Genomic DNA, 18,024 nt, shown 5'->3' on the forward strand with positions numbered 1-18,024 from the left:
GCACCAGGATTATGTAGTCGGAAAGGAGCGGCGGGTTGGACGTCATTGTGGCCATTGCACCTTGGTTGGTGGCAATGCTGCTGTTGGTCGCCGCCTCTGGAATGTTCTCCGCTTCGGAAGCGGCGTTCTTCTATCTGAAGCTGGAAGACCGAAAGCGATTCCGTCGTGGAACCACCGCGCAGCGTGCTGCCGCGGCATTGCTGAACGATCCAGATCGACTTCTCTCGGCGGTGCTGTTCTGGAACCTGATGATCAACGTGGCCTACTTCGCGGTCGCTTCGATCGTGGGGATACGTCTGACCGACATGGCCGGGACTACCTACGCGACGATTTTCTCGTCAGTCTCGTTGCTGGTGATCATCTTCTTCAGCGAAATGTTGCCCAAGAGTCTCGCCGTGCTGCGAGCCCCAGCCCTGGCCGCGCTGCTGGCGGTACCGATCGCCTTTGCGGTGCGGATGGTCGACCCGATTCGACCAATCATGCGGGGCGTGAGCACGCTGTCGCAGCGATTGATCTGGCCCCGTTTCGAGGCGGAGCCTTACATGCAGGTATCGGACCTCGAACGTGCGATTCAGATGTCGATGCAAAGCAGCACGGTGCTCGAACAGGAAGAGATGGCACTGCGAGGGATCGTCAGTCTGTCCGATTCGCTGGCCCAGGAAATGATGCGGCCACGTATGCGATTCAAGATGTTTCAGCCGCCGGTTTCGCTCAAAGATCTCGATAGCGAGATGACCCCGAGCGGCTATTTGCTGATCGCCGACGAGCAAGGGGATGACGTGGTCAGCGCGATCAATTTGATCGACGCGACCGAGTTGCCGGAAGAAAACCTCGAAACATTCGCCCAAGAAGTACTCGTTTTCCCGTGGTGTGCCAAGGCGTCCGAAGTTTTTCAACAGATGCTGTCGACCGAGAACGAAGTCGCTGCCGTCGTCAACGAACTGGGCGAAACGATCGGTGTGATCACGCTTCGCGACCTGATGGAGACGATCTTCTCGTACTCGCATGGACGCAGCGAGCGGATCTTGCAGCGGAAGACGTTTGAAGAAGTCGAGCCAGGGGTTTACCTGGTTTCTGGCATGACCAGCGTGCGCCGTTTGTCGAAGCATTTCGATCGAGAGCTTCCCGAAACGCGGCACGCCACGATTAACGGGATTCTGCAGGAAGAACTGGAACGCATCCCGGAAGTGGAAGACGAAGTCGACTGGGGCTCGTTCCACTTCGAGGTGATCGAGCAATATTCCGAGGGACACATCCTCGTCCGTTTAACGCTTCTACCGGAGGAGAGTTAATAGGATGATGACGGTTGCCATATTGTTCTTCCTCGGCGTGCTTTTAAGTGCGTTCTTTAGCGGCTCAGAGACAGGGTTTTATCGCGTCACGCGCGTGCGGTTGGTGCTCGATGGTCTGGGTGGAAACTGGCTGTCTCGGTTCTTATTGTTCCTAACCAACCATCCGGCACTGTTTGTGGCAACCACCCTGATTGGCAACAACCTGGCCAACTACATGGTGTCGTTGTCGATCGTGTTGTTCACGCAAGATGTCTTCCCTGGCAGCGGGACGGCGGAAATGGTGTTGCCGCTGGTGATGGCCCCGGTTCTGTTTGTTTATGGCGAGTTGTTGCCGAAGTACTTCTTCTATCGGGCTCCCAACTTTTTGTTACAGCGCACCGGTTGGATCTTCTTCTTGTTCACCGTGCTGTTCGCGCCTTGCTCGGCTTTGCTGTGGGTTTTAGGGCGAGCGCTGCAGCAGCTTCTGGGGGAATCGCCGGAAACAGTTCGCCTGGCGTTGGCACGTACAGAACTGGAAGACTTCCTGGAAGAAGGAGGCGAGTTTGGCATTTTGAATAAAGCCCAACGGCGTGTCGCCCAGGGCGTGTTTGGAGTCGCCAATCGCCGCGTGACCTCGGTCTCGACCCCTCTTTCTCGAGTATGGACCGCCAAGATTGGTTCCAAGGTGAACAATATCCTGCGGGTCGCCAAGCGGAAGCAGCTGTCGGTCATTCCTATTGTCGAAACGGAAGGGAAGCGTACGATCCCCATTGGATACATTCGCATTTGCGACTTGTATATGGGGAACGGAGAAGACATCTGCAACTATCATCCGTTGCCTGAAATCAAGGCGAGCGATACCTGTATTTCGGCGATCACCCAGCTGCATGCTTCCGGAGAATTGATGGCGAAAGTCGTCAGCCGCAGCGGCCTGGCTGTGGGGATTGTCACCATGCAGCAACTGCAACGGGCCGTTCTCGACGCCAAGAAACAGCCTGCTTAGTAGTGATCACGAAAGAGTCCATGGCAACCACACCGATTAAAGCCCTGCCTCCGGGACGGCATCGTTTGACGATCGATGTCGACGGGCGCGAGCGAGAATTCTGGGTCTACATTCCGACACAAGTTGAAGAGCCGGTTGACGGCTGGCCCGTTGTCTTCATCTTCCATGGTGGCCTGTCGAACGCCCCGACGATGGTGCGATTCTGCGAAATGAACGACTACGGCGATACCGCCGGATTCGTCGCGGTGTTTCCCAATGGCACCGGTCGGCTTCCCACGATGAAGACGTGGAATGCCGGTATGTGCTGCGGCTATGCCAAACGCGAAGAAGTGGACGACGTCCACTTTGTCGAAGAACTGTTGGCCGATCTACCGCAGCGATTGGTTGTCGATCCGGCACGCATCTATGCGACCGGTATGTCCAACGGCGGAATGATGTCGTACCTGCTGGGCGACCGGCTGGCCGATCGCTTCGCCGCGATTGCCCCGGTGGGCGGCACGATGGGGAACGATACCTGTAGCCCGAGTCGACCGGTTCCGGTGCTGCACATGCATGGCACCGACGATCAGTTTGTTCGCTGGGAAGGTGGCGTTGGTCCTCGAAGCAAATCGAAGCTCGATTTCTTCTCAGTCGATCACGCGATCGAAAACTGGGTAACCGCCAACCATGCCAACAAAACGCCGACGGTCGAGCAGCTTCCGGTGACCGTCGACGATGGAACTTCCGTCGAGAAGTTCACCTATGCGGCGACTGGACCAGGCTCGGCCGAGGTGGTGCTGCTTAAGATTCATGGGGGCGGGCATACCTGGCCAGGCAAGGAAAGCCGGCTCGATCTGCTGGGCCCGACCACGCACAATCTCGATGCGAATGCCGAGATCTGGAACTTCTTTCAGCAGTATCGATTGAACGGTTAAGCCCATGACGCAGCGTGAAGGATCGCTGGCGATCACGCCCGTTTGCCAGGACGAGTTCGACCAACTGATCGAAGTCTGGGAGGCATCGGTCCGGGCCACGCACGATTTTCTGCCGGAAGCCAAGATCAACGAGCTGCGACCGCTGATCCGCGACCATTACTTTGCTGCGGTCACCTTGGCGAGCGTGCGTTCGCCGAAAGGACGCATCGCAGGTTTCATTGGTACGGCTGAAAATCGAATCGAGATGCTGTTCGTGCATCCCGATTTCCTCCGGCAGGGGATCGGACGACTGCTGGTCGACTACGCGGTCCAGGTACAAAAGGTGGACGAAGTCGACGTCAACGAACAGAATCCTCAGGCGATCGTTTTTTATGAGGCTCTCGGCTTCGAGCGGTTCGGTCGAAGCGAAGTGGATGGGCAGGGGAATCCATTTCCACTGTTGCACCTAAGATGGAAGCAGCCTGCCGGTGGGTAGGCTGCCTGGTTAGCATGGTAAGCCTTAGTTGCTGGCTGCGGCCGCGGCAGCAGCTTTTTTGGCGGTTTCGTTCTTCTGGCGACGCAGTTCTTCTTCGGCTGCCATTTCCTTGATGCGGTCGAGCTGCGGTTTGGTCAGAACGCTGGCGAATTCCTTCTTCATGGCGTCTTCGAGCTTTTCGATTTCTGCCTTCAGCTTGTCGATCTGCGAGTCGTATTCCTTTTGGATCTCGTAGATCTTGGCACGCTGATCATTGGTGACGATATCGCCCCAGTAGGCCGGCAGACGGCCTTTGAATTCCGACTTGGTGGTGGGCTCGGCTTCCTGAGCCGAAAGAGATGAATAAGCCACCATTCCCAGCAACATCAACGATGCAATCGCAAGAGTCTTCGTGGGCATTTCTGCTTTCCCCCAAACATGAAAACTGGCCATAGCCGTCGTGGCAAATCAGGGGGTGGTCCTTCACCAGTTAGAGGGTGATTTTAATTTGCCATTTGGGGGGTGGCAAGCAAAATCCTGGCGAGTGCGAGAAGCGCATTAAAAAAGGCCAGAAGTAGTCGATCCATCGCCTACTTTGACCTTTGATCTCACGGGGCCGCATCCTGCGTCCCGTCCTCCCGGTGTTCGATCAGTAATACTTATCGTCCGGTTCTGAAGAAGTTCTGGACTGAAAATCTGGTATTTTCGTGCTAGCACCTACCATCGTTTGTTCGATTTGAAGCGGCTAGCAAAAATATGCGGGCAGATCCCCATCCAGGATCCGCCCGCAAGACGCTTGGGCTCATAGGCAAACCACACTCCCCAGGTAGCTTGGTCGAGCCATCGCGTTTTTCGTGAGAGCGTTAGTTTCGCGGCAGCAGAGCTTGCAGCGATGGCAGAAGGCGAGCTTCTTTCGCTTCTGGCTTGGCCGGTGCAGCGGCCGGGGTTGGTTCGATGGCTGGGGCAACCTGAGGAACGTTGTGTTCCATCGATTGTTCCAGGTTGATGATTTCGGTGGTGCTACCACAGGTGTCGCAGCCCGACATGCCGCAATCGTTGCACTTGTTCCAGAAGCCACGCAGGTTCATGCCCAGGCAACTGGTGCAGGCATGGCCGCAGCCTTTGACCATGCGACCATGGTTGCAACCGCACATGGGGTAGTCGCCGCAGCAAGGCATGGTCGTTTCGACTTCGCAGCCGCACGATGGCGAACCAAACCAGTGGTAACGAGTGTGCAATTTAGGTCGGCAGCTCGAAACTGGGCGAGGAGCACAGTAGTTGCTCCACAGATCGGCACAGTTGCCGGTCGAGCAGCTGGAGCCGGCGTAGGCACCCTGGTTGCAACCGCAGCCAGCGGCACCCATGGCGGCAACATATTCGCTGCTGACGGGCGTGTGCGAGGTTGGATAGCTGACGGTCATGGCGTCCCAAATGCCGGCCGAAGCGGTTCCAGCGGCCGAGAGAACGACAAAGCACGAAGCAATGGCAAGGCGAATCATGTTTCTGTTTCCTTAGGGTTGGGGAGTTTAGTGAGGGAGTATTTGTTGCACTGCCGAAACATGCCACGCGTTTCGCGTTGTGCAAACGCAACATCGAAAAAATTTGCCTCGTCGTTAGTCCTTCCGTGGTCGATCAACTATCCCTGACCGGAACAATCGTTCCAAACCGATGAAAACGCACCCTTACGGCTCGATTCGCTAGAATGACGGGCAGGAAAGACTTCCCAGAAAACACCCTTGGAATCGCTCGCACTGATGCTTCTGGCCCAATGGCAACTCGATCCTGGCTGGCTTCCTGCCATCGCGGCCTTGCTATTGGGGCTCGTGGGGTGCGTGATCTTGCTGCGGGGACGGTCCGGCCTGAAAGGAACGACGCTGCTTGCCCCCTGGGGGTGGTGTTTTGTGGCCTGGGTCGCTCTGTTTGGCAGCGAAGTGGCAATCGGCACGCTGCATGGGCTGCAGATCCCCGTCAACGACGAGCAGTGGCGTTATCTGGCGGCCATGGGACTGTTTTGCCCGCAACTATCCCAAATTGGTGCGAAACGCTCTCAGACGCTTCTGTGGCAATTGGTGGTGGTCCTCTTTTGGGTGATACTTTGCCTGCCGGTCTGGCGGGCCTGGTTCTCGGCGGGGACTGGGCACATGAACCCAGGTCCTCTTTGGGGCACCTTCCTGGCGGTTTTGATCCTGGCAGGGGTGTTGAACAACGGACCGACCCGCTTCGGATGCACCGCACTGTGCCTCGCCTCGGCCCAGGTCTTGATGACTTATTCGTATTTGCCAGGGACCGGCTTGGACCTGACATCGAGCGGTGTTTTGGCCTCGATGGTGATGTTGGTGGTGGGAATGATGATGGTTCTGCTCGGCTGGCCGACTCGGCCAGAGACGATGCGCGCCGAAGATCGAGCCTGGATCGATTTCCGCGACAGCTATGGTGGGTTCTGGGCAGCGCGAGTCATGTATCGCGTCAACGAGTCCGCCGTGCGTTTTGATTGGGGGTTATGGCTTGGCTGGAATGGTTTTTCCCAGGTCGAGATCGTCGGTTCTCACCCCGACTATCAAGATGAGGTACGGCATGCCCTGGTGAGTTGCCTGCGGCGACTTCTGGGGGACTTCGTCGATCAGCAATGGCTCGATGCCCGTTTGCCTCGACCCACCCAGCAGAAGAAGGGTTTAGAAGACTTGGAAGCATAGGCAAGTAAATGATTCCGTCCTGATGACAGATCGGTTGCCAAGCATCGAAAGGGGGTCGATACTTAAATCTGGTTGAATCGACGAATCAATCGGCCTCCTTGCGAGGTAAAACCATTGGCCTCGGCAGCGAAGACGTTCTAAAATTCCGCAGCCCCGGCCCTTTATCCGCGATGCCCCTTTGAGACACGCAGTGACGGAACTGAAGAACAGCAACGGCGATGCCGCGTCGGAACTCGATTTAGCCGGACGCTCCGTCGGGGATTATCGAGTCCTTCGTCGTCTGGGGCGTGGGGCGATGGCCGAGGTCTTTCTGGCCGAGCAGCAAAGCCTGAAGCGAAACGTCGCCGTCAAGATTCTTCTGCCGGAACTCGCCAAAGACGACGCCTACGTCCGGCGCTTTCATCGCGAAGCTCAAGCCGCCGCCGCACTGACCCATGCCAGCATTGTCCAGATCTACGAAGTGGGCAACGCCGATGGCCTGCACTTCATCGCTCAGGAATATGTTCCGGGGCAGAATCTGAAACAACTGCTCAACAAGCAAGGCACGCTCGAGGTCAAGCTGGTCGGCGCGATCTTGCGACAGGTTTCCGCCGCGCTTTACAAGGCGGCAGAGCAGGGGATCGTGCATCGCGACATCAAGCCCGAAAACATCTTGATTACCGCGACTGGCGAAGTGAAGGTAGCCGACTTCGGCCTCGCCCGTGTGATTGCCCCAGGGGCTGACGGGATGAACCTGACTCAGGTCGGGATCACCATGGGGACGCCGCTGTACATGAGCCCCGAGCAAGCCGAAGGCAAGGTGCTGGATCAACGCAGCGATATCTACTCGCTGGGGGTGACCTGTTATCAGCTGCTCGCAGGACGCCCTCCGTTCGAGGGCGACAATCCGCTGACGGTTGCCGTGAAGCACTTGAACACCGAGCCGGAACGACTCGAGAAAGTTCGAGGAGGCGTTCCGCCGTCGCTGGCTCGCGTGATTCATAAAATGCTGGCCAAGAAACCGGACGATCGTTATCAGAACGCCTCGGATCTGCTGCGAGAGCTTCGCGAAGTTCAGAAGAGCCTGGGGACCGACGCTTTCGGGAGCGATCCTTCCGACTGGTCGATTGCGGAACTGGCGTCCCTTTCCGCCATCCGTAGCGACGGCCTCAAAGATCTCTCCGAGGTGATGAAAACATCGGCCATGACGGTCTATCGTCGCCCGTCGTGGAGCAAACGCTTCGTCGCGATTAGCGGCGTCATGCTGGTTTGCCTGGTGGTGGGTGGCGCACTGGCGGTGGCCTCGAAGCAGCCAAACCTGTTGGAAGTGCCTCAAGAGCAGCAAGAGCAACCCTTGGCGAAAGTGGGTCTGACGGCCAGCGAGCAGTTTGACTTCGCGATGTTCAAAAATAAGAACCGCGGCCCCGATCAGCGGCCTGAGTACTTCGCCAGCGTTTATCGCCATTTCCCCATGGAACTGAGTGACGAGAATCGCATGTGGGGGCTGAAGGCGATGAAGCAGGAAGCGGTCTTGCTGCTCAATCAGCAGCGGTACCGCGAAGCCCTGCGAGTCTTTGAGCAAATGGCAACGCAGCCGGTCATTCAGGTCGAAGCCAAGGCGTTCGGCTATGCCGGCAAGGCGATCTGCCTTTCGGAAATGGGCCAGACTTCCGCCGCGGAACAAGCTGCCGCCGAGGCGACCTCGGAAGAGTATCTCAACATTCTGCGAAAGACCGACCCTGAATTCTTGGCGACGTTCGAGGTCATCCGTAATCGGTTGACCGGGCAGACTCAGTCTTCCAGTGCGACCTCGCACAGAACGTCGAGCATCGCTTCGATCGACGACAACGCGGCCGATTCTTCCGGCGTGTGATAACCCGTGGTGGGGACCTGAAGCGTCGCCCCTTGAATCGTTCCGCCGGAAGCAGACGCCACGCGACCTAGTTCCGTACTACCGAGCGACGTCGGCGATTTGCCTTCTGCGACGCGTATTTCGTTCTGCTTCGCGATGTATTCGTCTTTGAAGCTGTAGCGAATGCCGAACTTGTTGCACGCGGCTTCCAACTTGTCGACCATCTGCGGATTGAAGATGGCGTTCGTATCGCGGCGACGCAGCACCACTTGCTGGGCATCGGCAGTCGGGATGTCTGGGAAGGGGCTCGTATCGAGCACCAGTAGGTCTTGCGTTTCAATCCCGCAGCGACGGAACCATTCCAAAAGGAAACGCCAGCTTCGGCCTGCTTCCTCCTGAGCGGTAAAGAGGACCGTGCCTTGGAAGCCATGACGGAACAAGTAAACCAGCATGGCGGTCGTCAGCACGTTGTCGAGTTGAGCCGAGACCCGGCCATAGTTCACCGAAAGGCGATCCTGGTAGGCGACCGGCGTGCCAGGCAGCACATGATCAAGCCCTTCGACCTCGAACACCAGGTTCCCTCGACGCTCGCAAAGGTAGGACCGCTTGATGGTCCCTTTGCCCAGGTAGGTTCCGCTCCAAGGCACATAGGCCTGAACGAAACGTTCGTGAAAACGCTCGGCGATGGTCTGGAAGGTTTGTTCCGAGACCGAGTCCCCCAGCAAGTCGCCACGGTTCCGCGCGACGAAGGCCGCGTACTGGAACTCGTTTGGTCCGGTACAGATCAGCCCGTGCCGATCGACGTGGGCCGAGATATGCATCCGATCGGGGTTCGTCCCGCACGCAACCAAAAGACCTTCATACAAGGTGACTTTGGCGTGCGTTTCTTCCAATTCTCGTTGCAGATAGCGGAAGAAAGCATGTTCGGAGCCGACCACGGCCGGGTGCCGAACCAGTTGCTTCAGGATATCGAGAAAATCGTCGAGGTCAGACTTGGTCACGGCATGCATTCAACAGGCGATATCGATGAATAAAGGGAAATCCCTTAGAAGCTCAGTGTAATTTCTTAGCCCCCTCGTTTGAAAGAGCTGAGCCGATTCTGTTCAGCAGAACGAAGGCGTAAGTCGGGACGAAAAGCTGGTTTTTCTTTTGCCCTTCTTCGAAATCGGGCAGATAATACAAAAGATCGCTTCTTAATGTGATGGAGAAATTGCAGTGCGCACCTTAACTTACCTGGTCGGTCTCTCAATTTTAGCTGTGGCGACCACTGCGCAAGCCCAAGGACTGGGGCAGTACCAATACAAAAGCCGCGGCAACATCTCGGTTGGCCGAGGTGGCTATGCCGACGTCACCAGTCCTGGTTGGAGCGGATCGCACCATTCCGGCGGTAACCATGGCGGACATCATCACCATCATGGTGGTGGCGGAAATTGGGGAGGCAACTGGGGCGGAAACTATCCGTACTACGGTGGCAACTGGTTTGGGGCTGGCTTGTCGATCGGCGTTCTGCCGCCTCCTTACGGTTACGTGAATCCCTATGCCTATCCGTTCGCCTACGGCGGAGGCTATTCGACCATCTACCCTTACGGAACGTACTACCGCCCGGGCGATCAGTATTTGGAATACTACCTGCCGCCAACCGAACCGGCCGAGCTGAATTATGGTCCGCAAGCCATGAAGCAGTTCATGGGTTTGCCGCGTGATTTTGCCATTCAGCCACAGCGGACGGGGACCTTTGATTCGCTCGTGACTCCGCTGCCGACGTCGTCGAAGGTTGAGTCGGCCAAGCCGGTCGTGATCGAACAGCCTTCCCCGCAAGCGATTCAGCGGGCTGCTCACTTCATCGAGTCGGGAGACAATCTGTTCGCCCAGCAGCGATACCAGGAAGCTTTGGGCCGCTACAAAGATGCCATCGCGGCCGCACCAGGTTTTGCCGAAGCCTACCTGCGAAAGGGGTTGGCTTACCTGGCGACCAATCGCCCGGATGAAGCCGTGGAAGCAATCGAGCGGGCCATCCAGCAAGATCCGAAGGTGGTCGATACCTCGCTGACTTTGCAGGGGATGCTGGGCAATAACGGCCTGGCGAAGTCCTCGATCATCGAGGCCAATGCCCGCCGCGCGGTTACGGATCCAGAAAATCCAAAGTATCTTTTCTGCGTGGCGGTGCTGCTTTTCTTCGATGGCGATGACGAACAAGCGACCAAAGTTTTTGCCGCTTGCCAGCGTGCCGGGGGCGATCCTCAGTTCATTCAGCCCTTCGCGATGCAGCTTAACAAGACGGTGACAACCGCCGAAGGGCTCGATCTTTAGAACGCGACCAGACATCCGATTTGGGCGTCTGTGATTGGCGCAGAAGTTTTCCTGCCGAATAATCGACGTTTTCCCGCGTAGAAAACGGGAGAGGCGGAAAGTTCGCTCTGCCCAGGCGACTTGCCTGTTTGATATCCATCGTTGCCACTACAGGAGTCTGGCATTATGAAGATCGGGAAGTTTCTTTTGGTCCTATGCGCGCTGGCGGTTCCCTTCACGCTGAGCGGTTGCAATAGCGAGAAAGCCGCGGACAACACCAGCGGCGAACATGGCCACGATCACGACCATGGTGATCATGATCACGGCGACCACGGACACGAGCATGGTGGCCACAGCCATGACGAAGGTCCTCACGGCGGTCACCTCATCGAGCTGGGGGGTGAAAAGTATCACCTGGAATGGGCCCATGACGACGAAGCCAAGTTGCTGACGTTCTATGTTCTGGACGCCGATGCCAAGGAAGAAGTGGCAATTCCAGCTGAAGCGATCATGGTGAATATCACCGTGGGTGAAGACACCAAGCCGTACGAGATCCCTGCTGTCCGCAAGGAAGGGGAAACGACGACTGCCACCTTCGAGTCGGCCGACGCGGACTTGTTCGCTTTGATCGAAGATGAAGACACCAAGGCGACGGTCGTGCTCGAAATCGAAGGCACGCCGTACAACGGTACGCTGGAACATCACCATCACTAAGTCGCGACTTAGTTCGATTGGTCAGTAAAAGCAAAACGGGATGCCAATTGGCATCCCGCTTTTATGTTCCGTCGTTCGTTCCGGTTGGTTTAACGTCGACCCGACATCGCCCAGGCAGCCGCCAGCTTCGATGGATCCATGCCGAAGGCAGACTGGAAAGAGGCATCAAAGTCTTGTCCCTGGCGAAGCGAGTTCATCAAGGCGTCGAACGAATTGCCGCGTCCCATGATCGCTTTCAGGAAGGCGTAACTGACTACCGAGTTCTGTTCCGGCGACATGCGATTCTTCACGAAGTCGTCCGGCTTGCTCATCGAAGCGAACGCCCCTTCAAGCTGGTTGTCCCACGCCACTACGCGCGGATCGCTCTTGCTGATCCGCGAAGCGATGACCCGGCCAACGCCATCGGAGAACCATTCGGGCACGGTGCCATTACCAAGGGAAGCCACGTGCGACGAAGCGATGAGCTGGCCAAGCAGCACATCCAAGTCGTAGCCATCTTCTGCCGGAACCTGAATCGAACCGTAGGCGTCGGTCACATCGTAGCGGTAGTGACCTTTCCAGTCGGCTGGCAGGTCGCGGCGTTCGATCATGTTGCCAAACTCGGCGTAGTCGTAACGCTGCTTGAAGAAGTAAAGGGTCATCTTCCCCTTGACGATCGGAGTGCTGGCCGGAATCTTCATCAGGCCACGAACCTTATCGGCTGCCTTGTCGGCGGTAGCGACATATTCCTTCAACGACTCTTCCCCCATCGTGCCGTAAGCCAGGAAGTTGGGCGAATCGACCTTGGCCGACTTCACATTCGGCATGCCGAGGTCCCACTTCTGCTGGCTGCTTTCGGCTCGCATAGCGGCGAGTTGGTCGTGCGTTGCTTTCTTTGCCAGGGCAATCTGATGCGTTCGCTGCATCGAATCATCTTGGGCCGAAGCGCCGTCGAACTTGCCACCTTCCTGAATCCAGGTTTCAATCTTGGCGATCTCGTCGGCAGTCAGCGGCGCACCGTTGCGTGGCATTCGTTCGTTGCCGGTCGCTTTGATCAGGCGGACCAGCATGCTTTCCTGAGGTTTGCCCGGCAGGAAAGGAGCACCGCTGTCGCCACCACGAAGGAAGCGAGCGAAGTTCTCCATGCCCAATCCACCCCGTGGGTTGTTCCCGCTATGGCAGCTAACGCAACGGTTGGCCAGTACGCCGGCCACGTCCATACTGAAGCTCACCTTTTCATTGCCGGAAGCTTCGGTCACTTCCAGGCGAACCATTTCGGCTGGGTTCGGTGCAGGGGCGGACTGGCTCAGCGGAGCGTTCGGGTCGGTGCCGTCGAACTTGGCACCTTCCTTGATCCAGGTCTTCAGCGCTGCCAGTTCGGCGGGCTGAACCTTGCCACCACCGCGAGGCATGTCGCCAGATTCAATCGTTTCGATGAAGCGGCTACCAATGTCGTCGCCGGGGAAGATGACGACCCCTTCAGCCGGGCCCTTCATCAAGGCGGCGAAGGTCGGAGCACCAAAGCCGCCCCGGCTGCCAGTCACGTGGCAGTTGCCACAGCGAGCGACGATGATCGGAGCAATATGCTTGGTGAAGCTAAGATTGGCAGAAGGGAACGCGGTTGGCAGCGGAGTCGGAGCACCAGCCGGTGGGACAGGGGTGCCAAGGCCAGCCGGGGCATTGGCCATCATGGCTGGGGCGGCACCTGGGGTCGGAGCCCCGAGTGGCTTGAGGGTGTACCCTTCGATTTCCAGAAAGCCGTGTGAAGCCGCCAACGACTCGGCCAGGCTTTGTAGTTCCGCGGCTACTTCGGCATCGCCCGAGGTGCCCAGCTTTTCCATGCGCGACTGAATGTCACGCACGAGTTCGACCGATTCTGTAACCATGCCCCGCTTCAGGTAGTTCGACGTCTTGCGGATATCGAGCTTCAACGCTTGCAACTGCATCTTCTGCTCGTCGTTCGGAGCGGCCAAGACGGTGGAAACAAGCTGACCAGCCAGAAGAACGGCGATCGCGACGGTCGTTAGGGATTTGAAGGAATTCAATTTCAGGCCCTGTCTGATCTCTGGAAACGAGGGGAAGCCGGGAATCGTGTCTGCCTGCAGGCCATGGTAACGATAACCCAGAGTCGATGCATTAGGAATGAACGTGACATTGGGGCGTTTGTACCCAAAAACGCGTTGAGTCCCAGCGTCTGGACCGCGTAAACCTAATCTACATCGGCACTTATTTAAGAGCTTAGCCCATCGATCGGGCTTAGGTGCGATGATGGCGACGGACGACCTTTTGGGTGGCTCGCTTCGCCAACTGCTTGCGACGACTAGGACGATAGCCATATTCGATCGCGAACCACTCGGCGTATCGCTCGCGAGCGACATAGCTGTTGTTGCGTGTATCAAGTAGGTGCCCCAGCTCGTGCACCAGGACGTTATTCAGGTAGAAGTCCTTGATCGTCTCTTCGGTCCACTCGAGTCGCCAGTATCCATCGGCATCTTCTTCCCAGTTTGCACCAAACATGTTGGCTTCCACCAACTGTTCCGGGCGTGGCGGGTGAGGGAAATACTCGATCAGCGACTCGTCCATCGGGTACAGATAGATCGCCGCACCCCACTGCATGCCATAGCATGGAAAGCTCAGCTTCTTACGCGTCAGGCGACTGAGTTGAACCACTTCCAGCCCTTCGATCATCCAGGAAGGAAGTTCGTTGAGCCGTGCGCGGATCTCTTCTTCAGTCAAAACGTGCCGAAAGCCTTCACCGGGCGACTGATAGATGAACTTGTAGCTCTGGCCGGTTTCACCGGTTGGTTCGTGCCAATCTTCCGGCGGAGCAAAGTACCCGCACGTCTTCGTTGTGCGAGCGGCCTCGCCTCCACGGCGTCGCGAAGCTTGCGTCGGCAAACGAAAATCTCGTGACGCGACTTTCGTCTTCGCCACTTTCGTATGCGTAATGCCTCGATAAGACATGCGTGCCATGGAATTCTCTTAGTCTGGCCTGTCGGGCGACCGATAAGTCGTCGCTCGTGGTGTTGATTGGTGTCGATCGTCCTGCGACTCGCGGAACGGCGAATTCCATTTCACATCGCTTCTGTAGGAAGGCTCGAGTGAGCCTCTAGTCTTCTACCTTATCCTACGTCGCGGTCCGAAGAGATTTCAAGCGATTTGCATAAGTGGCTTCCTGGAAATGACTTATGTGTGTCCAGTCAGGGGCGTTGAAGGGGGCCAACCCCTGCAAGGCGAGCGCAAGAGGGGATGTCAAGATACTTCTGCAGGTGTATTGTCTACCCAATAACCCGAGGGGTGTGGCCGGGCGAATCCCAAAGCCGTCCTTCCAGACGACCCTTTTTCGGATCGGTTGGTTCCGCGTTTTCTTCGGCGGTTTGATAGCTGATGGCGATCAGAACGCCAATCAGCATGAAGAGAATTGAAACGACAATCCAAATGATCGCAGGGATGCCTTGGATCGTTGTGTTCAAGGCCGAACCACCACCATCTGTTTTCGACGCGGCTCGGTTACGTTTCGCATCGGCAGCCGCCTGACGTACTTCCGCTTGTTGGCGAAGCGTGGCCGAGGACACTAAAAGCGAACCTGCGACTTCCGAGGTAGGTACATCCATGGCGAACGGATCTTCGCCCGTGAATTCTTTCGAGTCGAATAGCGACGAACTCGAGGTCGACGACATCTCCGCCGAGCGGAACTCGTTCAGGTCATCACCCTCAAGCGGCTTGGCGACTGGCAGCGATTCCGACGAATTCGCTTCTGGCGGCTTCGGTCGTGGGCGAGGCGACGTGTCATTCGAGCGATCTGCGATCGTATCGCCGATGGCAGGATCGAAGTTGCTGGAGGAAGGAGATTCGCGCAGATCGGGCGGCAACAAGTCGTCGACATCGTCCGAGGATGACTGCGAAGGACCCTTGCGATTCGACTGCTGAACGGCTCGCGAACGGTTGGCGGCCTCAACGGCGGCTTTGGAAAGGACAGCCGAGCCAGGCTTTTCGTCAACGAGGGTAGGCTCTTGGCCCCGCGATTCCATCCAGTTTCGAAGTTCGGCGGCAACTTCTGAAGCGTGAGCAAACCGGTCGTTGGGATCTTTGGCGATCATCTTCTCGCAGATGCGCTGCAGAGAAGGGGGGCAATTCGGCCGAGACTTCTTAATCTTCTCCGGCATCACGCTCTGATGCTTGGCGATCCGCTGAGCCAAACTTCCCTCAGGAAACGGAGGATGGCCCGTCAACAGATAATAGAGAGAGCAGCCGAGACTATATATATCGACACGATGATCGACCTGATGGCTGTTGACCGCTTGTTCCGGAGCGAGGTAATCGGCCGTTCCCAGAACGTTTTCTTCGTGAGCAATCGTCAGAGAGGCGGAGTCATCATCTTTCAGCCGAGCCAGGCCCATATCCAGAATCTTGACGACACCCCGATCATCTCGCAGCAAGTTGGCTGGTTTGATATCGCGGTGTACGACCCCTTTGTCGTGGGCGTGCTGCAATCCGTCGGCAGCCTGGGCGATGTAATCGGCGGCCGCCTCGAAAGGGACCGGGCCGTTGGCACGAACCAACTGCTGCAGGTCGCTACCGGGGACATATTCCATCACGATGTAATGGGTGTCGTCCTCGTTGTCGACATCGAAGGCTCGGACGATGTTCGGATGGTCGAGGTGGGCGGCGGCCTGGGCTTCTAAGTGGAAGCGAGCCAGGTACGAGGCGTCGTTCACGCGGCGGCGCGGCAGCACTTTGATGGCAACCTTACGGTTCATCAGGATGTGCTCGGCCAGGTAGACACTACTCATCCCGCCGGTGCCCAAGTGCTTCAGCAGCCGGTATTTCGAGAGATAGAACCCTTTGTATTTCCCGTTACGGAGCTTCTCGCAGTGCCAATTGGTCAGCAGGTTTTTGCCGACGAAGAACTCTTGCAGAACGTCCAGGTCCTTGGGAATCTCGCCATCGTGAGCTGCGCGCAGTTCTTCCAAGGCCTGCTCGAGGGCAGGAGGTTGGACGAGCTTGCTCTTACCGATCAGCTCGATGAATCGATCGGAGTTGACGACTGCGGGCATGCGAACCTAAAACGGGGCAGGAATAGATGGAACTTGGCGAGTAATGGCGGCCTGTACATTCGTCTCGCAAAGGCCAATCATTCCCTAGGTTAGGGAAAGTCAGTAGACTGATTCAAGGTATAGACTACAGAGTCGAACTCCCCTGAACAACGATCCAAGGGGAATTTCGCTGAATTGAATCTTTCCTAATCTGTCCCCCCATAATCAATGGGAAAAATGGAGTCCCTACGCTAGTTTGTAGGGGACGCCAGGGGAAGTCAGGAATCGAAGCTTCAACGAATCTTCATAAGGCAATCCATTGGTGAACCCAACTTCTCACCCTCAGTACGATGCGGCAGTCGTGATCTATACGCGGCAAGGATGTCATCTGTGCGACGATGCCGAGGTGCTCGTACGAAATTTCGTGTCGGACATTCGCCTGGTCGATATCGATCAAGAGCCTGAATTGGTTCAGAAGTTTAACACGTGTGTCCCGGTGGTCGAAATTAATGGCAAAGTCCGCTTCCGTGGCAAAGTTTCACCGATGCTACTGAAGCGTGTCCTGGAAGCGGAAGCGAACTCGATTCCGACCGACGCCAACTTGTAGGCGACTTTGAGCCTGGCTCGATCGAGCAACGACGCCAGGGCTATCAACCACTTGCTTGCAAGGTGTGCTGCGGTGCCGGCGTTCTCGTCGAATTGTCCTGATTTTCTGATCGTGGGTGGCGGAGTCATCGGGCTCTCGCTTGCCCTGGAACTAGCTCGCCGTGGCGATCATGTGACCCTGGTCGATAAAGGCGAAGTCGGTCGCGAAGCATCGTGGGCCGGTGCTGGCTTGCTGCCACCGGCGAATCAGCAGCATGCCTGGGATCCTCAAGAGCAGCTTCGTGGTCTCAGCCATCGCCTCTTCCCCCAGTGGTCTGCCCAGCTTCGGGAAGAGACCGGTATCGATAACGAATTCGAGATCACCGGCGGAATCTATTTGGCTCGCGACCCAGGCGAGGCGGCTTCGCTGCGGATGGCTCGGGTTCAATATGAAGAAGAAGGAGTCGATGCCGAAAAGCTCGAGATTGGCCAGATCGCTCAGCGGTTCCCTTATCTGCAAGTGAGCCATTCGATCCTGGAGGCGATGTACCTGCCCGGCGAAGCAGTGGTGCGAAATCCGCGGCACTTGCAAGCGCTGGCTACGGCATGTTGTCAGCAAGGTGTTGAAATCGTCGAGCACACCGAAATCCAGACCTGGAACTTCGCTGGCGAACGGCTTCAGTCGGTCAGCACCGTGGACGAAACAATCTCGCCCGGGGCAACCTGCCTGGCGACAGGGGCCTGGTCGCAATTGGTCGCCGATCATGTTCTCGATCAGGGAGACTTTCCCGGACGGATGCAACGTCCCGAGATTGAACCGATTCGAGGGCAAATGGTACTGCTGGATGCCGGCGAGCGATTTTTTGAAGCCCCGGTCAACGAAGGCATTCGTTACCTGGTACCGCGCCGCGATGGCCTGGTGCTGGTTGGTGCGACGGTGGAAGAAGCAGGCTTCGACAAATCGAATACCGAAGAGGCGGTTAAAGATCTGACCCAGTTTGCTCGGCAATGGGTTCCTCGGCTGGAAGATGCCAAGGTGGTCAAGGCCTGGGCTGGGCTAAGGCCAGCCAGCGTTGATCGGATACCATATATCGGCAAATTGCCAGGGCTCGAGAATGTCTTCCTGGCGGCAGGGCACTATCGCAGCGGACTGCATCTTTCACCGGCGACGGCCGTGGTCCTCGCGCAGTTGATGCGTGGGGAGCAGACCATGATCGATCTGCATCCCTTCCGTGTGAATCGGGCTTAGGCCGTC

16 protein-coding genes are annotated in these 18,024 nt (G+C 57.2%); 10 read left to right on the plus strand and 6 right to left on the minus strand.

Translation table 11 applies throughout. The features are described 5' to 3' along the window. The first annotated feature begins 35 nt into the window (after positions 1 to 35). Genes AB1L30_RS08375 through AB1L30_RS08390 form a run of 4 tightly spaced genes read left to right on the plus strand, consistent with a single transcriptional unit; the run spans position 36 to position 3,663 of the window. The gene (locus tag AB1L30_RS08375) at positions 36 to 1,292 is read left to right on the plus strand and encodes a CNNM domain-containing protein (protein ID WP_367012964.1); all 1,257 of its coding nucleotides are present in this window, start codon (positions 36 to 38) and stop codon (positions 1,290 to 1,292) included. 4 nt (positions 1,293 to 1,296) lie between these two features. After that, positions 1,297 to 2,274 (plus strand): CNNM domain-containing protein, encoded by a 978-nt coding sequence (locus AB1L30_RS08380; RefSeq protein ID WP_367012965.1) that lies wholly within the window; start codon positions 1,297 to 1,299, stop codon positions 2,272 to 2,274. A 20-nt stretch (positions 2,275 to 2,294) separates the two neighbouring features. Next, positions 2,295 to 3,188, plus strand: coding sequence for a PHB depolymerase family esterase (locus tag AB1L30_RS08385; RefSeq protein ID WP_367012966.1), 894 nt, complete (start codon positions 2,295 to 2,297; stop codon positions 3,186 to 3,188). Positions 3,189 to 3,192: 4 nt separating this feature from the next. After that, a complete protein-coding gene (locus AB1L30_RS08390) occupies positions 3,193 to 3,663 on the plus strand; it encodes a GNAT family N-acetyltransferase (protein WP_367012967.1) in 471 nt (156 codons plus the stop codon). Positions 3,664 to 3,687: 24 nt separating this feature from the next. Here AB1L30_RS08390 and AB1L30_RS08395 read toward each other — a convergent pair whose 3' ends face one another. Both AB1L30_RS08395 and AB1L30_RS08400 read right to left on the minus strand, forming a co-directional pair. Next, entirely contained in the window at positions 3,688 to 4,062 is a 375-nt protein-coding gene (locus AB1L30_RS08395; RefSeq protein WP_367012968.1) for a hypothetical protein, read from the minus strand. Between the two features lie 443 nt (positions 4,063 to 4,505). Then, positions 4,506 to 5,141 (minus strand): hypothetical protein, encoded by a 636-nt coding sequence (locus AB1L30_RS08400; RefSeq protein ID WP_367012969.1) that lies wholly within the window; start codon positions 5,139 to 5,141, stop codon positions 4,506 to 4,508. Between the two features lie 237 nt (positions 5,142 to 5,378). Between AB1L30_RS08400 and AB1L30_RS08405 the strand changes: the two genes are divergently transcribed. Beyond that, positions 5,379 to 6,335, plus strand: coding sequence for a hypothetical protein (locus AB1L30_RS08405; RefSeq protein ID WP_367012970.1), 957 nt, complete (start codon positions 5,379 to 5,381; stop codon positions 6,333 to 6,335). Positions 6,336 to 6,525: 190 nt separating this feature from the next. Beyond that, the gene (locus tag AB1L30_RS08410) at positions 6,526 to 8,187 is read left to right on the plus strand and encodes a serine/threonine-protein kinase (protein ID WP_367012971.1); all 1,662 of its coding nucleotides are present in this window, start codon (positions 6,526 to 6,528) and stop codon (positions 8,185 to 8,187) included. On the opposite strand, the gene AB1L30_RS08415 is transcribed toward AB1L30_RS08410, so the two are convergent. Further along, a complete protein-coding gene (locus AB1L30_RS08415) occupies positions 8,106 to 9,176 on the minus strand; it encodes a peptidase M42 (RefSeq protein ID WP_367012972.1) in 1,071 nt (356 codons plus the stop codon). The genes AB1L30_RS08410 and AB1L30_RS08415 overlap by 82 nt on opposite strands. A 205-nt stretch (positions 9,177 to 9,381) precedes the next feature. On the opposite strand from AB1L30_RS08415, the gene AB1L30_RS08420 reads away from it, so the two are divergent. Together AB1L30_RS08420 and AB1L30_RS08425 are read left to right on the plus strand one after the other, a co-directional pair. Further along, entirely contained in the window at positions 9,382 to 10,476 is a 1,095-nt protein-coding gene (locus AB1L30_RS08420; protein WP_367012973.1) for a tetratricopeptide repeat protein, read from the plus strand. A 165-nt stretch (positions 10,477 to 10,641) separates the two neighbouring features. Next, positions 10,642 to 11,169 (plus strand): hypothetical protein, encoded by a 528-nt coding sequence (locus tag AB1L30_RS08425; protein ID WP_367012974.1) that lies wholly within the window; start codon positions 10,642 to 10,644, stop codon positions 11,167 to 11,169. An 89-nt stretch (positions 11,170 to 11,258) separates the two neighbouring features. On the opposite strand, the gene AB1L30_RS08430 is transcribed toward AB1L30_RS08425, so the two are convergent. The 3 genes from AB1L30_RS08430 to AB1L30_RS08440 form a co-directional block, all read right to left on the minus strand. Further along, complete coding sequence (locus AB1L30_RS08430; protein ID WP_367012975.1) at positions 11,259 to 13,193, minus strand: c-type cytochrome domain-containing protein; 1,935 nt, start codon at positions 13,191 to 13,193, stop codon at positions 11,259 to 11,261. A 211-nt stretch (positions 13,194 to 13,404) separates the two neighbouring features. After that, positions 13,405 to 14,121 (minus strand): hypothetical protein, encoded by a 717-nt coding sequence (locus AB1L30_RS08435; RefSeq protein ID WP_367012976.1) that lies wholly within the window; start codon positions 14,119 to 14,121, stop codon positions 13,405 to 13,407. Positions 14,122 to 14,426: 305 nt separating this feature from the next. Continuing rightward, positions 14,427 to 16,205 carry a serine/threonine-protein kinase gene (locus AB1L30_RS08440; RefSeq protein ID WP_367012977.1) on the minus strand — a complete coding sequence of 593 codons (1,779 nt, stop codon included), beginning with the start codon at positions 16,203 to 16,205 and terminating at the stop codon, positions 14,427 to 14,429. Positions 16,206 to 16,506: 301 nt separating this feature from the next. Here AB1L30_RS08440 and AB1L30_RS08445 point away from each other — a divergent pair, with 301 nt between their 5' ends. Both AB1L30_RS08445 and thiO read left to right on the plus strand, forming a co-directional pair. Continuing rightward, positions 16,507 to 16,791 (plus strand): glutaredoxin family protein, encoded by a 285-nt coding sequence (locus AB1L30_RS08445; RefSeq protein WP_367012978.1) that lies wholly within the window; start codon positions 16,507 to 16,509, stop codon positions 16,789 to 16,791. Positions 16,792 to 16,863: 72 nt separating this feature from the next. Next, entirely contained in the window at positions 16,864 to 18,018 is a 1,155-nt protein-coding gene (gene thiO, locus AB1L30_RS08450) for a glycine oxidase ThiO (RefSeq protein ID WP_367012979.1), read from the plus strand. The last annotated feature ends 6 nt before the right edge of the window (positions 18,019 to 18,024 follow it).

The organism is Bremerella sp. JC817, from assembly GCF_040718835.1.
Lineage (GTDB): Bacteria > Planctomycetota > Planctomycetia > Pirellulales > Pirellulaceae > Bremerella.